Annotated in this window: 15 protein-coding genes; 11 read left to right on the forward strand and 4 right to left on the reverse strand. The window is 42.5% G+C overall.

The window, feature by feature from the left end:
• Positions 1-424: 424 nt before the first annotated feature.
• The 4 genes from KKA81_00365 (at position 425) to KKA81_00380 (ending at position 4,639) form a co-directional block, all read left to right on the forward strand.
• On the forward strand, positions 425-1,630 hold the full coding sequence (locus KKA81_00365; GenBank protein MBU2649360.1) for an ATP-binding protein: 1,206 nt from the start codon (positions 425-427) through the stop codon (positions 1,628-1,630).
• A gap of 220 nt (positions 1,631-1,850) precedes the next feature.
• Positions 1,851-2,906: a ketoacyl-ACP synthase III gene (locus tag KKA81_00370; GenBank protein MBU2649361.1), complete on the forward strand. Its 1,056-nt coding sequence runs from the start codon at positions 1,851-1,853 to the stop codon at positions 2,904-2,906.
• Positions 2,907-3,081: 175 nt separating this feature from the next.
• Positions 3,082-3,816 (forward strand): SDR family oxidoreductase, encoded by a 735-nt coding sequence (locus KKA81_00375; protein MBU2649362.1) that lies wholly within the window; start codon positions 3,082-3,084, stop codon positions 3,814-3,816.
• A gap of 133 nt (positions 3,817-3,949) precedes the next feature.
• Positions 3,950-4,639, forward strand: coding sequence for a GNAT family N-acetyltransferase (locus tag KKA81_00380; protein MBU2649363.1), 690 nt, complete (start codon positions 3,950-3,952; stop codon positions 4,637-4,639).
• On the opposite strand, the gene KKA81_00385 is transcribed toward KKA81_00380, so the two are convergent.
• Both KKA81_00385 and KKA81_00390 read right to left on the reverse strand, forming a co-directional pair.
• Entirely contained in the window at positions 4,626-5,675 is a 1,050-nt protein-coding gene (locus tag KKA81_00385) for a sulfotransferase (GenBank protein ID MBU2649364.1), read from the reverse strand. The genes KKA81_00380 and KKA81_00385 overlap by 14 nt on opposite strands.
• Before the next feature lie 137 nt (positions 5,676-5,812).
• Entirely contained in the window at positions 5,813-7,102 is a 1,290-nt protein-coding gene (locus tag KKA81_00390; GenBank protein ID MBU2649365.1) for a flippase, read from the reverse strand.
• A gap of 209 nt (positions 7,103-7,311) precedes the next feature.
• Between KKA81_00390 and KKA81_00395 the strand changes: the two genes are divergently transcribed.
• Together KKA81_00395 and KKA81_00400 are read left to right on the forward strand one after the other, a co-directional pair.
• On the forward strand, positions 7,312-8,766 hold the full coding sequence (locus KKA81_00395) for an MBOAT family protein (GenBank protein MBU2649366.1): 1,455 nt from the start codon (positions 7,312-7,314) through the stop codon (positions 8,764-8,766).
• Positions 8,766-9,791 carry a hypothetical protein gene (locus KKA81_00400; protein ID MBU2649367.1) on the forward strand — a complete coding sequence of 342 codons (1,026 nt, stop codon included), beginning with the start codon at positions 8,766-8,768 and terminating at the stop codon, positions 9,789-9,791. The genes KKA81_00395 and KKA81_00400 overlap by 1 nt, the downstream gene beginning before the upstream one ends.
• A gap of 110 nt (positions 9,792-9,901) precedes the next feature.
• Here KKA81_00400 and KKA81_00405 read toward each other — a convergent pair whose 3' ends face one another.
• On the reverse strand, positions 9,902-11,002 hold the full coding sequence (locus tag KKA81_00405) for a sulfotransferase (protein MBU2649368.1): 1,101 nt from the start codon (positions 11,000-11,002) through the stop codon (positions 9,902-9,904).
• 114 nt (positions 11,003-11,116) lie between these two features.
• Here KKA81_00405 and KKA81_00410 point away from each other — a divergent pair, with 114 nt between their 5' ends.
• Both KKA81_00410 and KKA81_00415 read left to right on the forward strand, forming a co-directional pair.
• The gene (locus KKA81_00410) at positions 11,117-11,422 is read left to right on the forward strand and encodes a DUF4160 domain-containing protein (protein MBU2649369.1); all 306 of its coding nucleotides are present in this window, start codon (positions 11,117-11,119) and stop codon (positions 11,420-11,422) included.
• Positions 11,419-11,703 (forward strand): DUF2442 domain-containing protein, encoded by a 285-nt coding sequence (locus tag KKA81_00415; protein MBU2649370.1) that lies wholly within the window; start codon positions 11,419-11,421, stop codon positions 11,701-11,703. The genes KKA81_00410 and KKA81_00415 overlap by 4 nt, the downstream gene beginning before the upstream one ends.
• Here KKA81_00415 and KKA81_00420 read toward each other — a convergent pair.
• Positions 11,693-13,354, reverse strand: a complete 1,662-nt coding sequence (locus KKA81_00420; protein MBU2649371.1) for a radical SAM protein — start codon at positions 13,352-13,354, stop codon at positions 11,693-11,695. The genes KKA81_00415 and KKA81_00420 overlap by 11 nt on opposite strands.
• A gap of 108 nt (positions 13,355-13,462) precedes the next feature.
• Between KKA81_00420 and KKA81_00425 the strand changes: the two genes are divergently transcribed.
• The 3 genes from KKA81_00425 to mscL all read left to right on the forward strand — a co-directional run bounded on the left by KKA81_00425 (position 13,463) and on the right by mscL (position 16,728).
• A complete protein-coding gene (locus tag KKA81_00425) occupies positions 13,463-14,830 on the forward strand; it encodes a B12-binding domain-containing radical SAM protein (protein MBU2649372.1) in 1,368 nt (455 codons plus the stop codon).
• A gap of 4 nt (positions 14,831-14,834) precedes the next feature.
• Positions 14,835-16,202: a B12-binding domain-containing radical SAM protein gene (locus KKA81_00430; protein MBU2649373.1), complete on the forward strand. Its 1,368-nt coding sequence runs from the start codon at positions 14,835-14,837 to the stop codon at positions 16,200-16,202.
• Positions 16,203-16,329: 127 nt separating this feature from the next.
• Positions 16,330-16,728, forward strand: coding sequence for a large-conductance mechanosensitive channel protein MscL (gene mscL, locus KKA81_00435; protein MBU2649374.1), 399 nt, complete (start codon positions 16,330-16,332; stop codon positions 16,726-16,728).
• Positions 16,729-16,826: the final 98 nt, after the last annotated feature.

The following is a 16,826-nucleotide window of genomic DNA, read 5'->3' on the forward strand; positions in this document are numbered from 1 at the left end:
GCCAGTGTTGTTTTACCTACTTGTCTTGGTCCGATTAATCCTGTTACAGGAAAATAACTAATGCTATCCAATATCTTCGATTCCAGGTTTCTCTTTATCATACTACAAATATAGCAATTACCATGAATATTTCAAATTCAAATTGAATTTTTCATGGTAAATATTCGGGATTACAGATAAAACCCTGTGTAAGAACATTTTTGAATCTTTCACCAATATTTTTAGGTCACAATAAACCTCAAACCTTACTTCTACTATTAAAAATAACCAAAGCAATCAAAATCTGTGTTAATCTGTGGAATCCGTGGTAAAAAACTAACCACAGATTACGCAGATTTACACAGATTAAACCAGATAATTTTTTAGAAAATGTGATTATTATCTAGATAATTTTTGTAATTTAGTAAAATAATATCTGGTTTGTATGATAGAACAAATTTTCGACCTTCAGAATCCATGGCGCAAAGACAATACAATGCCATTTCACCTCAACACGAGAAAAATATTTAAAGTATTGAAGGACAACCTTGAAAACGAATTGATTTTGGGTCTAACAGGCAGCAGGCAGGTAGGTAAAAGTTCTTTGATTTATCTGATCATTGAAAACCTGCTAAAAAACAATGTTCGTGTGAATAATATATTTTACTTCAACCTTGATGATCTTAAGTTACAGTCACTTTTTTCAAACATTCCGGAATTTTTCCAATTCATTGGAGATGACCCTGAGAAGAAATATATTTTTATTGACGAGATACAACGTTTAAACTCTCCGGGATTATTTCTAAAGGAGCTATTTGATTTAAAGCGAAACATTAAAATCATCTTTAGCGGATCATCCCAACTAGAAATAAGAGCAAAAACAAAGGAACACCTGGCCGGGCGTGTCAGGAATTTCAACATAAACCGGTTAACATTTGAGGAATATCTGGATTTTGCCAGGCCATCCACCCGTGAAGAAACACTAAAAAATATCCTTTTATATGGATCCTATCCGGCCGTTGCAAAAGCAATCCAACCCATCGAAAAAAAACTGAGAATCAAAGACATCTTTCAGTCCTATGTTCAAAAAGACCTTGTTGACTTTATTAAAATAAAAGATGTAGAAACCTACAACAAGTTTTTAATTCGTGCTGCAGCACAAACAGGTGATTTGCTTAACATCCAATCAATCTCAAATTCATTAGGTATTTCACGGGGAATAACTGAAGAATACATCAATATACTCGAACATACATTTATTTGTAAAAGAATATATCCTTTTCACAGAAAGCATATTAAGGAGATTACAAAGACACCAAAACTGTACTTTCTTGATTTAGGATTGAGAAATTTTATATTGAATAATTTCAATGAATTAGAAATCCGGACAGATAAAGGTAGCTTATTTGAAAATTTTTATCTGACAGAGCTGCTTTCAAATGATTTTTATTCTCTTGACAGGATTAATTTCTGGCGAACAGCAAATAAAACAGAGGTTGATTTCATTGTCCAGCACGATGGCACAACTGAAGCTATAGAAGTGAAATGGAGCAATCAAACACGACCTAAAGCATTTTACTCCTTAGAGTCACTTTACCCGGGAATAAAAACAAAGGTTATAACAACAAAAGAATTTTTGCAGGTGCTTTAAAGTATTTAATTTAGGGATAGATTAACAATTAGTTACAGGTTACAGGATACAGGCTTCATGCTGTAGGTAGTTTGAGTATGGGTATTGAGTGATGAGCTGCAACCTGCAACCTGCAACCTGTGACTTTTTGTTAATGTTTCCCAATATTCATATCCATTAATTTGTTTATTCCATTCAAAAAAAGTTTATTTAATCTATTTTTGCATAAAGCATAATATTTATGGCAATATTCTCCGTCCCCAACATACGCATCAAAGGTATGGCAGCAGCCGTGCCAAAAAATGAGGTAAGCAACCGCGATTACAAATGGATCCCGGTGAAAGACCGCGAATCGGTCATTAAAAACATCGGCGTGGAAAAAAAACGCCACGCACCCAAAGGCATGACCACCTCCGACCTTTGTTTTGCTGCAACGGAAAAACTACTGGAAGATCTCAAATGGGACAAAAACGATATTCAGGCCCTGATTCTGGTCACACAATCAGGTGATTACATTGTACCGGCAACTGCCCCCATCCTGCAGGACAGGCTTGGCCTCCCGCTAACCTGCTTGGCACTCGACATTAACCTGGGTTGTTCCGGCTACGTTTACGGGCTTTCCATGATAGGCAGCCTGATGAGCAATGGACAGATCACCAAAGCTTTGCTGCTGGTCGGCGATCTTTCCAATGTTACTTCATCCTACAGGGACAAAAGCACCTATCCTTTATTCGGAGATTCCGGCACAGTGACTGCCATCGAATACGATGAAACCGCTCCTGCCATCCCGTTCAACCTGCAAACCGATGGTGCCGGACATAAAGCCATCATGATACCGGACGGAGGAGTGCGTAATCTGTTCGGGAAAAGATCACTGGAGTTCAGGAAATACGGCAAAGGTATATACAGAACCAGGATGCACGTTGTCCTGGACGGCATTGAAGTATTTAATTTTTCGCTCAGAGAGGTCGTCCCGAACATCAAAAAAACCCTGAAATACGCCGAAAAATCGGTCGACGACTTTGACTACATCATTTTCCACCAGGCCAACAAACTGATTAACGAAACTTTGCGTAAGATGCTGAAAGTGGATAAAGAAAAGGTCCCCTACTCCATCCAAAAGTATGGAAATACCAGCGGAGCCTCTGTTCCCCTGACTATCATCTCAGAACTAAGGGATGAAATAACAAGTAAAAAACTTAACCTTGTTTTAACAGCTTTCGGGATTGGATTATCATGGGGAACAGCGTTGGTGGAACTGGACAGGATCGTGTGCCCGGAGATTGTGGAGATATAGAGGGGAGAGGATAGAGGATAGAGGGGAGAGGGGAGAGGGGAGAAGGGAGAAAAGAGATGAGAGATGAGAGATGAGAGGTGAGAGGTGAGAATGGATTGAAACTTGTAACCTGAAACATCCAGCGCCCAGAATCCAAAGTCATTAACCATATAACCATATAACCATATAATATTCAATGAACGCTTTTGATCTTACAGGAAAAATAATTTTAATAACCGGAGCTTCTTCCGGGTTGGGCCGGCAATGCGCCATAACCATCAGCCGGTATGGAGGTACCGTGATTGCCACCGGAAGGAATCCTGAAAAACTGCAGAAAACATTTGACAGCCTTGAAGGTGATCGTCATTTACAAATAGCTGCTGATCTTACAAAGCAGGAAGACATCGACAAGCTCACAGAGCAACTGCCTGTTCTGAACGGGGTAATTTACAGCACCGGTATCTCCGACCTCAACCCAGCCCGGTTTGTTACACAGGAGATCCTGAAAAAGACTTTCAGCATCAGCTTTGATGCATCCGTTATGCTCACAAGCCGTTTGCTGGCAAAGAAAAAGCTTGAAAAAAACAATTGCTCTCTGCTGTTCATTTCTTCCATCTCAACGCGCTACCCTTTTGTCGGCGGAGCGATGTACATCAGCGCAAAAGCAGCATTGGAAGGATATGCACGAACCCTGGCTGTTGAACTGGCACCCAAAGGGATCCGTTCCAACTGCATAGCACCGGCTTTTGTAAGAACACCCATGCTGGATGAAACAGCAACAAATTATTCCCAGGAAGCCGTCGACAAAATTGAAGCTCAACAGCTTCTGGGTTTGGGCGAACCGGAAGATGTCGCCAACACCGCCGTGTTCTTCCTGTCAGACGCATCAAAGTGGATCACGGCAACAAACTTAATCCTCGGAGGCGGATGAAGATCTCAGATCTCAGATCTCAGATCTCAGATCTCAGATCTTAGATCTGAGATCTTAAACTGAGCCTTCACCCTGGCAGACAATATAACAATATAACAGTATAACAATATAACAATATAACAATATAACAGTCATGCAACTCCACAAATACGACATAACCCTTTCCAGGCTTACCGAAGATGATATCGAAATGGTAAGGCAATGGAGAAACTCACAGCAAATCAGGCAATTCATGGAATACAGGGAGGAGATCACCCCGGAGATGCAAAAGAAATGGTTTGAATCCATTAACGACTTCTATAATTTCTATTTCATCATCGAATTTGAAGGGGAGAAAATCGGACTGATCAATACTTCCAAAGCCAATTACGATGATCAATCGTCGGAAGGCGGGATTTTCCTGTGGGATGATAAATATTACGAGACCTTTGTGCCTGTCTGGGCCTCCCTCCTCCTCCTGGAAACCAATCTTTTCCTGTTTGATGCGAGAAAATCGTATATAAAAACGCTCCACGACAACGAAAGGGCTAAAAGGCTGAACCTTCACCTGGGGTACGAACTAATGGAAGGACAGGAAAATGAATACAACCAGGAATACAAACTTACCCGGGAGAATTTTATTAAAAAAGCCAGAAAACTTATCCAGGCCGCCAGCCTGCTTTCCGAAGACAGAGGGAGAGATCATTGGATTTTCTATAACAACGAGGACATCAGATCGGGGCTTTATGATTTCATGAAAGAAAAGATGAACAGGGAATTTATAAAGTCGGAGGAAGACACACCCGAAGGGAAATACATTTATATTGAACCTACACCTTTCTGAATTTCTTTTTATTCAGCCACCAATAGGTTTTCAGGAAAATACTCAGCAGCTCCAGCAAGGCATTCCGGATGCCATAAGGTAACTTTTCCCCCCACAACATCAATGCATACATCATTCTTGCATAGGAAAGCAAAGGAAATAACTTAATAGCTAACCAGAAATTGTGACTTGTGACCTGTCTCCTGTAACCTGCTTCCTCTGCCGCTTTCCCCGCAACCAGGTCAGCCTTTCTGATCTCCTTCTCCGTCATCTTCTCCTTCCAGGATCCTATATTCTTCGCGCTGATCGGATTCAGCAGGCTCTGATGGATATACTTCAGCTCGTCCGAATTGCCGTATGCCGATTCCAACTCCTGCTTCTTCCTGTGAAAATCAAAAACTTCCTCATTATAAGGTATGTCCAGAAAACTGCAAAGCCGTGCAAAATGCTCCTGCGCGTCTTCCACCAAATCCTCGTATCGCAGGTAATAAAACCTGCCGGGGTTCTGCTTCTGTAACTTCCTGAACTGACGATAGGCAAATTTCCACCGGTAAACAACGAGCGGAACTACCGGCACCTCAAAATTCACCCGGATAAGAGAAAGGTAATTATCACGGTAATCACGATTGATATAAATGAACTTTGACCCGGGATATAGTTGTTGGATGCGTTTGATATACAGCGAATATGCCGGGTTTTTATCACCGATAAGCCGGATATCTTCTTTGGGAAATACAGATTGATAACTGAGGTACAATGTTTCCAGGATGCTCCAAAAATCATTTGCTCCCTGGCATTCCATAAGTCTTTCCCTAAGCCGGTCTTCGGTGATGAGCCAGGTTTCGAAATATCGTTGCTTCAGGATGTCCTGCACCAGCTCTTCAATATCATTCGCCTTCCAGAATTTCCGCTTCTGGTATTTCTTGTACAGACTGAGGATGACTGGGCATTCCGGCGGGACCAATACATTCGGGTGAGCCTCAAAAAGAAAGCGCAATAGGGTGGTGCCGGACCGGGGCCGGCCAATGATAAAGAAAAAAGGCGTTCCTGGTTTCATATTGTTTTTATTCACCACAGATTACACGGATTTGCACAGATTTCTATTTGATTGGTTAAATGATACTATCAAACTATTTCATTAACCTTTTATACAATGTATACATCATTATTGGCAATTTTCATTCATAATCTGTGTTAATCCGTGTAATCTCTGGTGAAAAATCTAAAATCACTGATTCTATATTTAACAATCTCCCTCACCGGCATGCCAACCACATTCGAATATACGATTAGAAACGCTACCGAGCCCAGAATATAGCTGGCATTTGTCGCCATCACCGCGCCCATAGCCCCGTAAAGCGGTATCCACCAGTAATTTAAGATCACATTCAACACCAATGCCGGGGCAAACACATAGATAGCAATTTCCGGCTTCCCGATCCCCGACAAACGGCTTCCGATGATCCTGAAAACACTGAAAAACAATATCCCGGGAAGGATATACTGCAATAAAGGCACGCTGGGAAGGAATTCTTTTCCCCAGATCAAGGGTACCAGCACGGGTGCCAGCAGGAACAACACGATGGATGCCAGCAATGCAGCCAGGAATGACAACCTCAGCAACTTTGCGGTGGTGATGTTCATTTCATCCTGGTCCTCTGCATTGGCCGTCCGGCTCATCAGTACGATACCAATGGCCAGCGGCAACTGCCACAGCACTTCCCCGATAGAGACCCCCAGGGAATAATATCCTACTTCCTGAGCCGTAGTAAGGCTTTCCAGGATGAGGATATCGATACGGTAATTCAACTGTATGATAAAAAAGGCCATAGCAAAAACGATCCCTTTGCCAACAATCCTTTTGATCACCGGAAGATCGAAACGGATACCGGCCGGGTGCTCCCTGTTAACTGTGATAATGGCCCAGGAAGAAACCGCTGCATATGCAATAAGTAATGCGAGCAATGCGCCTTGCACTTTCCATTTCAGGAAGTACACAAACACAACGACCAGGATAAGATCCAGCAGTACCGGTAACCACCGGATGATGTTGGCCCGCCGTATCTGCTCCTGACCCAGAAATATCCCTCCCGAGAACAAAGCCGCCAGGTGGGCGGGAATGATAAACATCACGGTAAGAATAATGGCCGTGCCATGCTCCTCCCGTCCCATGAAGAAAAACGTTCCTCCGGAGATCAGCATCCCGGCAAATGAAGAGATCAGCAAAACCGCCATGATGGCTGAAACAAAGCGGGACGTATTCTCCTTCTCCTTCCCTATATGATAAATAGCCGAAGCTCGTATGCCTAGCTGAACCAGGCTGATCACGATCATCGGCACAACCATAATGACCGTATATATCCCGAAACCCGCCGGTCCGAGCTGCCTCGACAAGATGATGTTCACTGCCAGCGCACTGGCAATAGCCACCACGTTGCTGCTCATAACGCTCATGATATCGGTGAAAAGACCTTTGCGAGCCATGATCTGTGTTTCGGCAAAAATACCGAATTAATTGGCAATTCTGTATTCTGTATTCTGTATTTGCAATTGGACAATGTGCAATGTAATATTGTCAATGCATTGTAAATAGCAAATTTCCAATTGCATATCCTATTGACAATACAGAATACAGAATACAGAATTCAGAATTACCAATTATTCCCTTTCTTTGCAGTGACAATATAACAAGCATGCTTTTCAACTCTCTGGAGTACCTTATCTTTTTCCCCATTGTGGTGGCGTTGTATTATGCCCTTAACCACAAATGGAGATGGCTGCTGTTGCTTGCTGCCAGCTACTTTTTTTATATGTCGTGGAAAGCAGAGTACGTGATCCTGATCATGGTTTCCACCCTGGTTGATTACTGGGCAGGACTGCAAATGGGAAAGGCCGGGTCGAGGAAGAAGAAAAAACCTTACCTGGTATTCAGCATCATCGTAAATCTCGGTATCCTGGCGGGGTTTAAATACTTAAACTTCTTCAGTGATAATGTGAATGTGCTTTTAGGCGACCTGAACATCTTTTACAGGATACCCGAACTGAAGGTACTTCTGCCGGTTGGTATCTCTTTTTATACTTTCCAGACCCTTTCCTATTCAATCGATATATACCGGGGTATCACCAGGCCGGAGAAACATCTGGGCCGCTTCGCACTGTATGTTTCATACTTCCCGCAACTGGTGGCCGGACCCATAGAGCGTTCCACCAACCTGCTTCCACAACTTCATGAGAATAAACCATTCAACCCGCAAAATCTTATCAGCGGTTCAAAGCTCATGCTCTGGGGCTTTTTCAAGAAGATCGTCATAGCCGACCGCATCGGGATCTATGTCACAAGCATCTATGCCAACCCTGGTGAACATACCGGGCTGCCGGTCATCCTTGCAACCGTGCTTTTCGCTATCCAGCTCTATTGCGACTTTTCAGCCTATACCGATATCGCCCGCGGAACCGCACGCCTCATGGGTATCGAACTGATGAAGAACTTCAACCGGCCGCTGATCGCTAAATCGCTTACCGATTTCTGGAACCGATGGCATATCTCCCTTACAACATGGTTCAGGGATTACCTTTACTTCTCTCTTCCTGATAAAGTCGGCAACAAAGTCAGGGTTTGGAGACTGCAGCTAAACATCATCATCACCTTCCTGCTGATGGGTTTGTGGCATGGTGCCAACTGGACCTTTATCGTATTCGGGCTCATCCACGGAGTTCTGCTGGTGGCCGACGACCTTACCAAAGAACCCAGGAAAGTCTTTTTCCATCGCATGGGATTAACAAAAGCTCCATTTATCCTGAATTCCCTCAGCATCCTGATTACATTTTCCATCCTGGTATTTTCGGTTTATTTCTTCAGAGCTTCTTCACTCCAGGAAAGCTTTCTCATGATCAAAAATTCATTCATCTTCGATAATTTCAGCCGGTCACTGGTTGACATCCTGAAAGACAATGAGATCATGTTTGCCATCCTGCAAATTGTTTTGTTGCTTTGGGCTGAATGGTATCATTCCAGGAATAACCTCGTGAAGGTCATTGCGGCTAAGCCCATTTGGTTACGCTGGTCGATATATATCGGTTTTATTTTCTATGTGCTGATCTTTGGCATTATCAACCAACAACAACAATTCATATATTTTCAGTTCTGATGCACAGGAGATTTTACATACGGGCTCTGACCTTCATCCTGGTTCTGATTGCAGCCAACATCCTGCTGGATCAGGTGTATAAAAATTTTGTGGTGCACAACATCCTGAACAATGCCAAAGACAAGGATTTCCTGGAATATGACGATACTCTGACCTATCTTTCCATGGGCAACTCCCATAACACCGTCAACACCTACATCCTGGAAAACAGTTATAACTACTTCAGCCCGGCCGAGAATTACGTGCAGACCTATTACAAGTTGAAATACATCCTGGAAAACACAGAAAAAAAACCGGAAAACCTCCTCTTGTATATCGATTTGTCATCGTTCGGGCCCAGGGCTGCCAACTATTTTGAGCATAATTCCTATTGGGTGAAATATTTGGATTTCTTCGAACTTGCCAGGATCAAAGACGACCGTGATGTTCTGGCCAATTGGGTAGAAGGCAGGTTCTTCTCGTATGCGGGGAATTATCGCGATTTTAAGCTTTCGCTGGTTTATCTCGTAAAAATTGGAAAGCTGGAACTCCATCATGGTTACCGGCCTCCCAGGAACTTTAAAAATTTCGCATACAACAAACCGGAAGGAGTCGGAATTTTGTCTGACGAATCAACCTACGACTGGTCAGATGCAATCCCGGTCGATTCCACAGAAAGGATGCACCGTGCCAGACAAAAAAGCTCCATTTATTTTGCTAAAGATGCATATTTCGACTCATCTGTTGCCATTTATTTTGAAATGATCCTGGAAAAATGCCGGCAGCATGATGTAAACGTTATACTGCTGAGAGCGCCTGTCACCAAGGAATATTTCCAGGATGTCTCTCAAATGATTCCCGTTGAATTAATATACGACAGTATCAAAAAAATCTATTCCAAATATCCAAATGTCATTCAGGTTCTTGATTATCACGATCTGTATTTCGATCATCCGGAGTACTTTTTCGATGCCGATCACCTGAATCCGGTCGGTGCGGAGGAGTTTACGAAAAGGTTACGGTGTGACCTTGAAAAACAATATTGATTGTCAATTCTGTATTCTGTATTCTGTATTTTTAATGTTATTGACAATCAGAAATGTACAATTTTCCATGTCATCGAAAATAGAATATTGAAAATTGAAAATTGAAAATCCTATTGCAAATACAGAATACAGAATACAGAATACAGAATCCAATGCCCTGAGCTACGCATTTTGAAAAAACCTGAAAAGAGCTTTACAAGAACCAGCGGCCCTTTATTCAATACCTGCGCCCGCAATTTGTAGGGTAACTTATCAACGATAGGTGTGATGCAATAAATAAACCGCGCATAAAACACACCCGGAAGCGACTGCAGCCATGTCAAAAGTCCAGATCGTTGGAATCTTCTTTCATAGCCGGCTTTTTCCGCATATCTCCCCGCCACCAGGTCTGCCATGCGGATCTCCTTTTCCGTCATCTTCTTTTCCCACAGCCTTATCCGTCCGGTATTGATCGGGTTCATGAGGCTGGCATGGTGGATCTTTGAACGTTCGGTGCGGAGTAAAGCTTCCGCTTCCTCTTTCTTCCTGTGGAATTCAAAAACCTCCGGGACAGAATCCAATCCGAGAAACACGCAAACATTGCCAAAATATTTTTCCGGTTCGGCTGCCAGATCTTCGTAGCGAAGAAGCAACACATCATCAGGAAACCTTTCTTTTGCTTTCAATGCCTTTTTGTAAAAATATTTCCACTTATAGGTTGTAATAGAAACCACCGGAAGCTCGAAATCCACATTGCGGATGGAAACAAAATTATCCCGGTAATCGCGGTTGATAAAGATAAACTTTGCTTCCGGGAAGATCTTTTTCAACCGATCAACATAAATCGTATATCCCGGGTTCTTGTCACCTATCCATTCAATCTCTTTCTTAGGATACATAGAACGGCTTTGCTGATGAATCCACTTGCAGATCTCCGGGTAGCTGATCTCTCCCTCCAGCGCCAGAAGGTCCTCTTTAAGCTTCACATGGTCCAGATCCCAGAATTTAAACTGCCAGGTAGCTTCCAGGTCGTTGTAAAAGTCTTCCAGGTCATTTTTTGTCCAGGATGTCAGCTTGCCATACCTGGGATATAAATTGACGATATACTGGGATTCCCAGGGGATCATTACGTTCGGGTGGGCATCGAAAAGTTTCAATAGCAGGGTCGTGCCGGTTCGGGGGCGGCCTAGAATGAAGAATATTGGTGTTTTTCGTTCCGATTTATTAATCAATTCTGTTAAATATTTATTAACCACAATAGTCACAGTAGAAAAATATAAAAATCACAAATCTAATGGGCTCTATTGTGCCTATTGTGGTTCAAAATGGTTATATTTGCTATTGTCATGCCAAAGATATATGAATACCTTGGGATTTTAATATTTTTCTATTCGAATGAACATCATCCGGTTCATGTTCATGCAAGAAAAGGAACATTTGAAAGCAAAGCTGAATTTATAATTAATGAAGGTAAAATCGTTGAAATAAGAATCAAGGAAGTTAGGGGCAACAAACCCCTTCAAGGGAATGATTTAGTAAACTTTAAAGCTTTTCTTTTAAGTTATGGCAACAATATAGTTAAAAAGTGGGTAGATTATTTTGTTTACCATAAAAATGTTAATTTTGAAAGGATTACAAAAAGAATCAAATGAAAATTCTTGAAGAATATAGAGAAGATTATTCCAAAATTGTAACCATTGTCAAGGCTGAATATTTACAAAATTGGAGAATTAAGATACAATTCGATGATGGTACTGAAAAAACTATTGATTTTAAACCATTTATTGAAGAATCAAATCATCCTGAAATTAAAAAATACCTCAATGAAACTTTATTCCAGGATTTCGATATTGTTAACGGGAATCTAAACTGGAACGATTATGATATGATTTTCCCTGTTTGGGATTTGTATCAGGGGAAAATTACTTCCTGATTATTTTAAAATGCGCCTGCTCCTTCACGTAAAACATATCAGCTACTTCATCCGTAACCAATAAAGGATCAAAGCCCATAACTTTTAACATCTCCTGGATAAGAGATGTCTTTTTCTGCCGGGATTGTTTTTCAATACAATTTATGGTCAAATCGTGCCTGAGCCGGAAAAGATTGATTCTTTCCTCAAGGGTAAATACCCCACGGTTGAAGAAATGGCTTTCATCGTAATAATGATAAGGTACCGCTTCAACCTGTCTGAATAAATCATAACCATATGACGGTGCTTCTTTGCCGGTCATTGTCGCATGGCTCCATTCCCTGTCGTTACCGGTCAAACTGAACTTTTTCCTGAATTCAGGATTTCCGAGATCGCTCAGAGGAAAAATATTCATGGGGAACATCTGATAGGTTGTAACCATCTGACGAAGATCCAGGCTATTGATAAAATCCGCGGTATTTCTGATGGTTTCCTTATTCTCTCCCGGAAACCCTATCAGCAGCGACATAAGGATAGAAATCCCCGCGTTATCCAACAGTTCAATCCCTCTTTTTTGTTCGTGCAATTGCAAGGATTTCCTCATTCTCCGGAGTTGTCCCCGGTCACCCGACTCCACTCCCAGAAATGCCATCAGCAAACCCGATCTTTTTATTGCATCTACGTTCGATTCCTTAATGGAAGAAGCCCTCATAAATGCAATCCAATGGAAATCATCCTGTTGTCCGAATAAATTACATATCTCATCCAGCCTTTTTTGATTGATGAAAATATTATCGTCAGTGATATGTATCACGGCAATCTGTTGGCCCAGTTTTGCCCTGATCATGGATATTTCCTTCTGCAGGCTTTCGGATGATCTTAGAAATATCCCGGGATATAAAACACAAAAATCACAAAAACGGCACCTGTAAGGGCATCCGATGGATGTACGCAAAGGAATGCGCAGAGGCATCTTGTCAATATACTCCCAATGGATGAAATCATTGTCAAAGTCAATGTTTTCCTCCTCTCTGATGGTATGATAAAACCCTGGTGGCCTTGCCAGGATCAGATTGGGTATCTGTTCATAAAAGGCCATTCTCCCCTTTTTAAACTCTTCAAGCAGTCTTAACAACGAATCCCTTCCATGCGGTGCGGCAACATAAGCGTCAATTCCCATACTGCTGTTGCGTGAATGGAAAAGATTATAATCCTCCAGATCTTTGATCGTATCATAATGCATTCCCTGATATGCCAGGAAATTCTTCCAAATAAAAACTCCTCCTGCAATAATGAATACATCCGGCATCAGATTCCTGATCTGCCGTACAATTTCCCTTATCGTCAATATGGAAACAATCATCGTAGTGGAAATGCACACGATATCCGGTCCGAAAGCCTCCATTTCCTTTATTGATTCCTTTCCGGCATTATTAGAGAGGTAAACCATATAACCTTCCTTACGAAGTAAAGCCGTGAGATAATACCCTGCAGCAGGTATGTCATCTTCGTGTTTAAGCTCCCAGGGAACCTTTTCCGTCTCAAAATCACGTAAAGCAAGCTGATATAATGAGTCGAGGGTGACTTCCCTGTCGTTTTCCTTCAGTCTGACTGTAAGATCCAGATGATAAGAATCAAGCTGGATCATGGGAGCTATAACAGCAATGCGCATTTTTCAATAAAACTTAATGCTGAAAATTACAAATAATATCCATAGATTCCCCTCGATTCCATGTTATTATTAAATTTGTCTGACTTAGCAATATCCCGGATAAAAATCATGGCAAAAAAGAAATACCGGCTATTACTCATTAACCCACTGAACCGGCGGCGTGCCGGCCTTATCCTCGATCCGGCCTCCATATACCCTCCCATGGCCTTTGGCATCATTGCCGCCCTCACCCCGGAAAACTGGGACGTTGAGATCCTGGATGAGAATTTTGACACATTCGAATATAAAGAAGCCGACCTGGTTGCCTTCACTGCTTTGACATCGTCGGTGAACAGGGCTTATGAACTTGCGGAAATATACCGTAAAAACAAGGTGCCAACCGTCATTGGAGGGATCCACGTCTCCATGCTGCCCGATGAAGCGTTACAATATGCCGATACAGTAGTGATAGGAGAAGTTGAAAATGTATGGAGCGTATTGATTGAGGATTTCGAGAAAAAAAGGCTAAAAAATATTTACCACGGTAAACTGATGTCAATGCTCCATTCCCCAAGTCCCCGCATTGAACTTTATCATCCGAAATATGTATTTGGCAGCATACAAACAACCCGTGGATGCCCGATGAAATGCGAATTTTGCTCGGTACATACGTTCAATGGCAGCAAATACCGCTTTCGCCCCGTAGAAGATGTGATTGAAGAATATGCCCGAATCCCCCAGGACAGGGTCTATTTTGTGGATGATAACCTGGTGGGATATTCCAAAGCTTCAGCCGACAGGATCATTGAGATCTGCAAAGGGATCATTGATAAAGGTATTGACAAAGGATGGTTCTGCTCCGCCTCCATGAACATAGGAGAAAATGAGGAATTGCTTGAATATATGGCTAAAGCCGGATGCAGGATGATCTTCCTGGGTATTGAATCGGAAAACATCGAACAACTGCGGATGGTCAACAAGAAAACCAATCTCAGAATCGGTGTTGATAATTACGCCCGGATATACGACACCATCCATAAACATGGTATTTCCATCCTGGGAGCCTTTATTTTCGGACTGGAAACCGATACGGCCGAAACCATCCGCCACCGCACCGATTACATCCTGGAATCAGGTGTGGATGCCATTCAAACAACCATACTCACCCCATTACCCGGAACCATCCTGTATAACAGACTTAAAGATGATGGCAGGTTGCTTTACACCGATTACCCGAAAGACTGGGAAAGGCACTCGTTCTCAGAACTGGTTTTTCAGCCCCGGTATATGGCAGTGGATGAGTTTGAAGAAGTCATCCGCGATTCCTGGGCCAGGTTGTATGACGAAAAATCATTAAGAAAAAGGTTTATCCGAACCATCAAATCAACACAAAATCCCACTGCCGCTACCTGGTCCTATGCTTCGAACGTTCAATACTATAACATGTTTTTTGAAGGATTACGGGAACCGATAGACGCCCGCGACTTTTTTAAATAAATCAATGGGTAATAAAAGATATAAGTTAATCCTGATCAACCCCCTGAATAAAAGGAGCCTGGTTGTGACCAACGAACTTTTATCGGTCTATCCACCTATATCTTTGGGTATTCTGGCTGCATTAACACCAAGCCACTGGGAAGTGGAGATCCTGGATGAAATCTTTGAGCCTTTTCAATACCGGGAAGCCGACCTCGTGGCATTCACCGCCCTGACTGCCAATGTAAACCGTGCTTATGAGATTGCAGGAATATACCGCAGGAACGGGATACCAACCGTCCTGGGTGGCATTCATGCATCCATGATGCCCTCCGAAGCTGCTCTGTATGTCGATACCATTGTGAAAGGGGAAGCCGAAAGCATCTGGGAAAACCTGATCAGGGATTTTGAGCATGGGCAATTGAAGGATTTTTATGAAGGAGAACTCCTTGAAATGAAGAAATCACCCATGCCCAGGATAGACCTGTATCATCCGGGTTATGGTATGGGAAGCATACAGACGACCCGTGGTTGCCCCATGACCTGTGAATTCTGTTCCGTGCATATCTTTAACGGTAAAAAATACCGCTTTCGTCCACTGGAAGATGTGATTAAGGAGTATACAAGTATACCCCAGGAAAGGGTTGCTTTCGTAGACGATAACCTTACCGGGTACTCCAGACAATCGTCGGAAAGAATAAAAACTATGTGCAGGATGATCATTGATTCGGGCATCAGGAAGCAATGGTTCTGCTCTGCTTCCATGAATGTAGGAGAAGACACGGAGCTTCTCCACCTGATGTCGGCTGCAGGATGCCAGATGATCTTCCTGGGTATTGAATCGGAGGTGATTGACCAGCTTGCTGCCATGAATAAAAGCGTTAATTACAAAATAGGCGTGGAAAACTTCGACCGGATTTACAAGAATATCCACGATGCAGGTATTGCCGTACTCGGGGCTTTTATCTTCGGACTTGAAAGTGATACGGCTGAAACCATCAGAAATCGAGCCGATTACATCCTTAACTCAGATGTGGATGCCATGCAGGTCACCGTACTCACTCCCTTACCCGGAACAGTGCTTTACGATCGCCTGAAGACCCAAAACAGGCTCCTTTATACCAATTATCCTAAAGATTGGGAGCGATGCACCACTACACAGCTTACTTACAAGCCTTTGCATATGGATCCGGACGAATTTAATGCAATCACAACCGAATCCTGGGAAAAACTATACAACAGCAAAGCACTCACCAGACGAATCATCAAAACCACCAAAATGACCCGTAATCCTGAAGCTGCAAAATGGGCTTTTTCTGCCAATGTTCAATACCACAACATCTTCCTGGAAGGGAAAACAAACAGGCAGGAAATCAGCGATCTTTTTTCCTGAAATTTTAGAAAAAATCACTAATATTATTCCTTTAAAAACAAGCAAAGTAATGCTTTGATTTGTTCTTATTACTTGGATGGTATTTTGCAACCCAATTCTTAACAAATAAATTACAGGAGGATCCTTTATGAGTTTCATGAAAGAATTCAAAGCTTTCGCCATGCGCGGCAATGTTATCGACATGGCTGTAGGTATCGTGATCGGCGCCGCTTTCGGCAAGATCGTTTCATCCTTCGTCGGGGATGTGTTGATGCCACCCATCGGACTTCTGGTGGGAAATATCGATTTTTCGGAAATTGCCATAGTACTCAGGCAAGCTAACGGTGATATCCCGTCTGTATCAATGAATCTGGGTGTATTCATTAACACCCTGATCGACTTCATCATCGTGGCTTTTGCAATTTTCCTGGTCATTAAGGGAATGAACAAAATGCAAAAAAAGGAAGAAGCCAAGCCCGCACCCCCTCCGGCTCCTTCCAAAGAAGAAGTTCTGCTTACTGAGATCAGGGACCTTTTGAAAAAATAATAAGAATACAGTTACGATCAATCCTCACCGGATTCTTCTTCAGGATCAAGGTCGGTGTTCGTATTACCCAAAGCCTGCTGGTAATTCTGAACGTAAAC

The organism is Bacteroidota bacterium (assembly GCA_018831055.1).
GTDB lineage: Bacteria > Bacteroidota > Bacteroidia > Bacteroidales > B18-G4 > M55B132.

What these genes read in the sequence shown, in the direction of transcription:
- KKA81_00370 (MBU2649361.1), top strand. Translation starts at nt 1,851, where the DNA reads ATGGCAATATTCTCCGTCCCCAACATACGCATCAAAGGTATGGCAGCA.
- KKA81_00430 (MBU2649373.1), top strand. Translation starts at nt 14,835, where the DNA reads ATGGGTAATAAAAGATATAAGTTAATCCTGATCAACCCCCTGAATAAA.
- KKA81_00365 (MBU2649360.1), top strand. Translation starts at nt 425, where the DNA reads ATGATAGAACAAATTTTCGACCTTCAGAATCCATGGCGCAAAGACAAT.
- KKA81_00395 (MBU2649366.1), top strand. Translation starts at nt 7,312, where the DNA reads ATGCTTTTCAACTCTCTGGAGTACCTTATCTTTTTCCCCATTGTGGTG.
- KKA81_00410 (MBU2649369.1), top strand. Translation starts at nt 11,117, where the DNA reads ATGCCAAAGATATATGAATACCTTGGGATTTTAATATTTTTCTATTCG.
- KKA81_00385 (MBU2649364.1), bottom strand. Translation starts at nt 5,675, where the DNA reads ATGAAACCAGGAACGCCTTTTTTCTTTATCATTGGCCGGCCCCGGTCC.
- KKA81_00420 (MBU2649371.1), bottom strand. Translation starts at nt 13,354, where the DNA reads ATGCGCATTGCTGTTATAGCTCCCATGATCCAGCTTGATTCTTATCAT.
- mscL (MBU2649374.1), top strand. Translation starts at nt 16,330, where the DNA reads ATGAGTTTCATGAAAGAATTCAAAGCTTTCGCCATGCGCGGCAATGTT.
- KKA81_00415 (MBU2649370.1), top strand. Translation starts at nt 11,419, where the DNA reads ATGAAAATTCTTGAAGAATATAGAGAAGATTATTCCAAAATTGTAACC.
- KKA81_00390 (MBU2649365.1), bottom strand. Translation starts at nt 7,102, where the DNA reads ATGGCTCGCAAAGGTCTTTTCACCGATATCATGAGCGTTATGAGCAGC.
- KKA81_00400 (MBU2649367.1), top strand. Translation starts at nt 8,766, where the DNA reads ATGCACAGGAGATTTTACATACGGGCTCTGACCTTCATCCTGGTTCTG.
- KKA81_00425 (MBU2649372.1), top strand. Translation starts at nt 13,463, where the DNA reads ATGGCAAAAAAGAAATACCGGCTATTACTCATTAACCCACTGAACCGG.
- KKA81_00380 (MBU2649363.1), top strand. Translation starts at nt 3,950, where the DNA reads ATGCAACTCCACAAATACGACATAACCCTTTCCAGGCTTACCGAAGAT.
- KKA81_00375 (MBU2649362.1), top strand. Translation starts at nt 3,082, where the DNA reads ATGAACGCTTTTGATCTTACAGGAAAAATAATTTTAATAACCGGAGCT.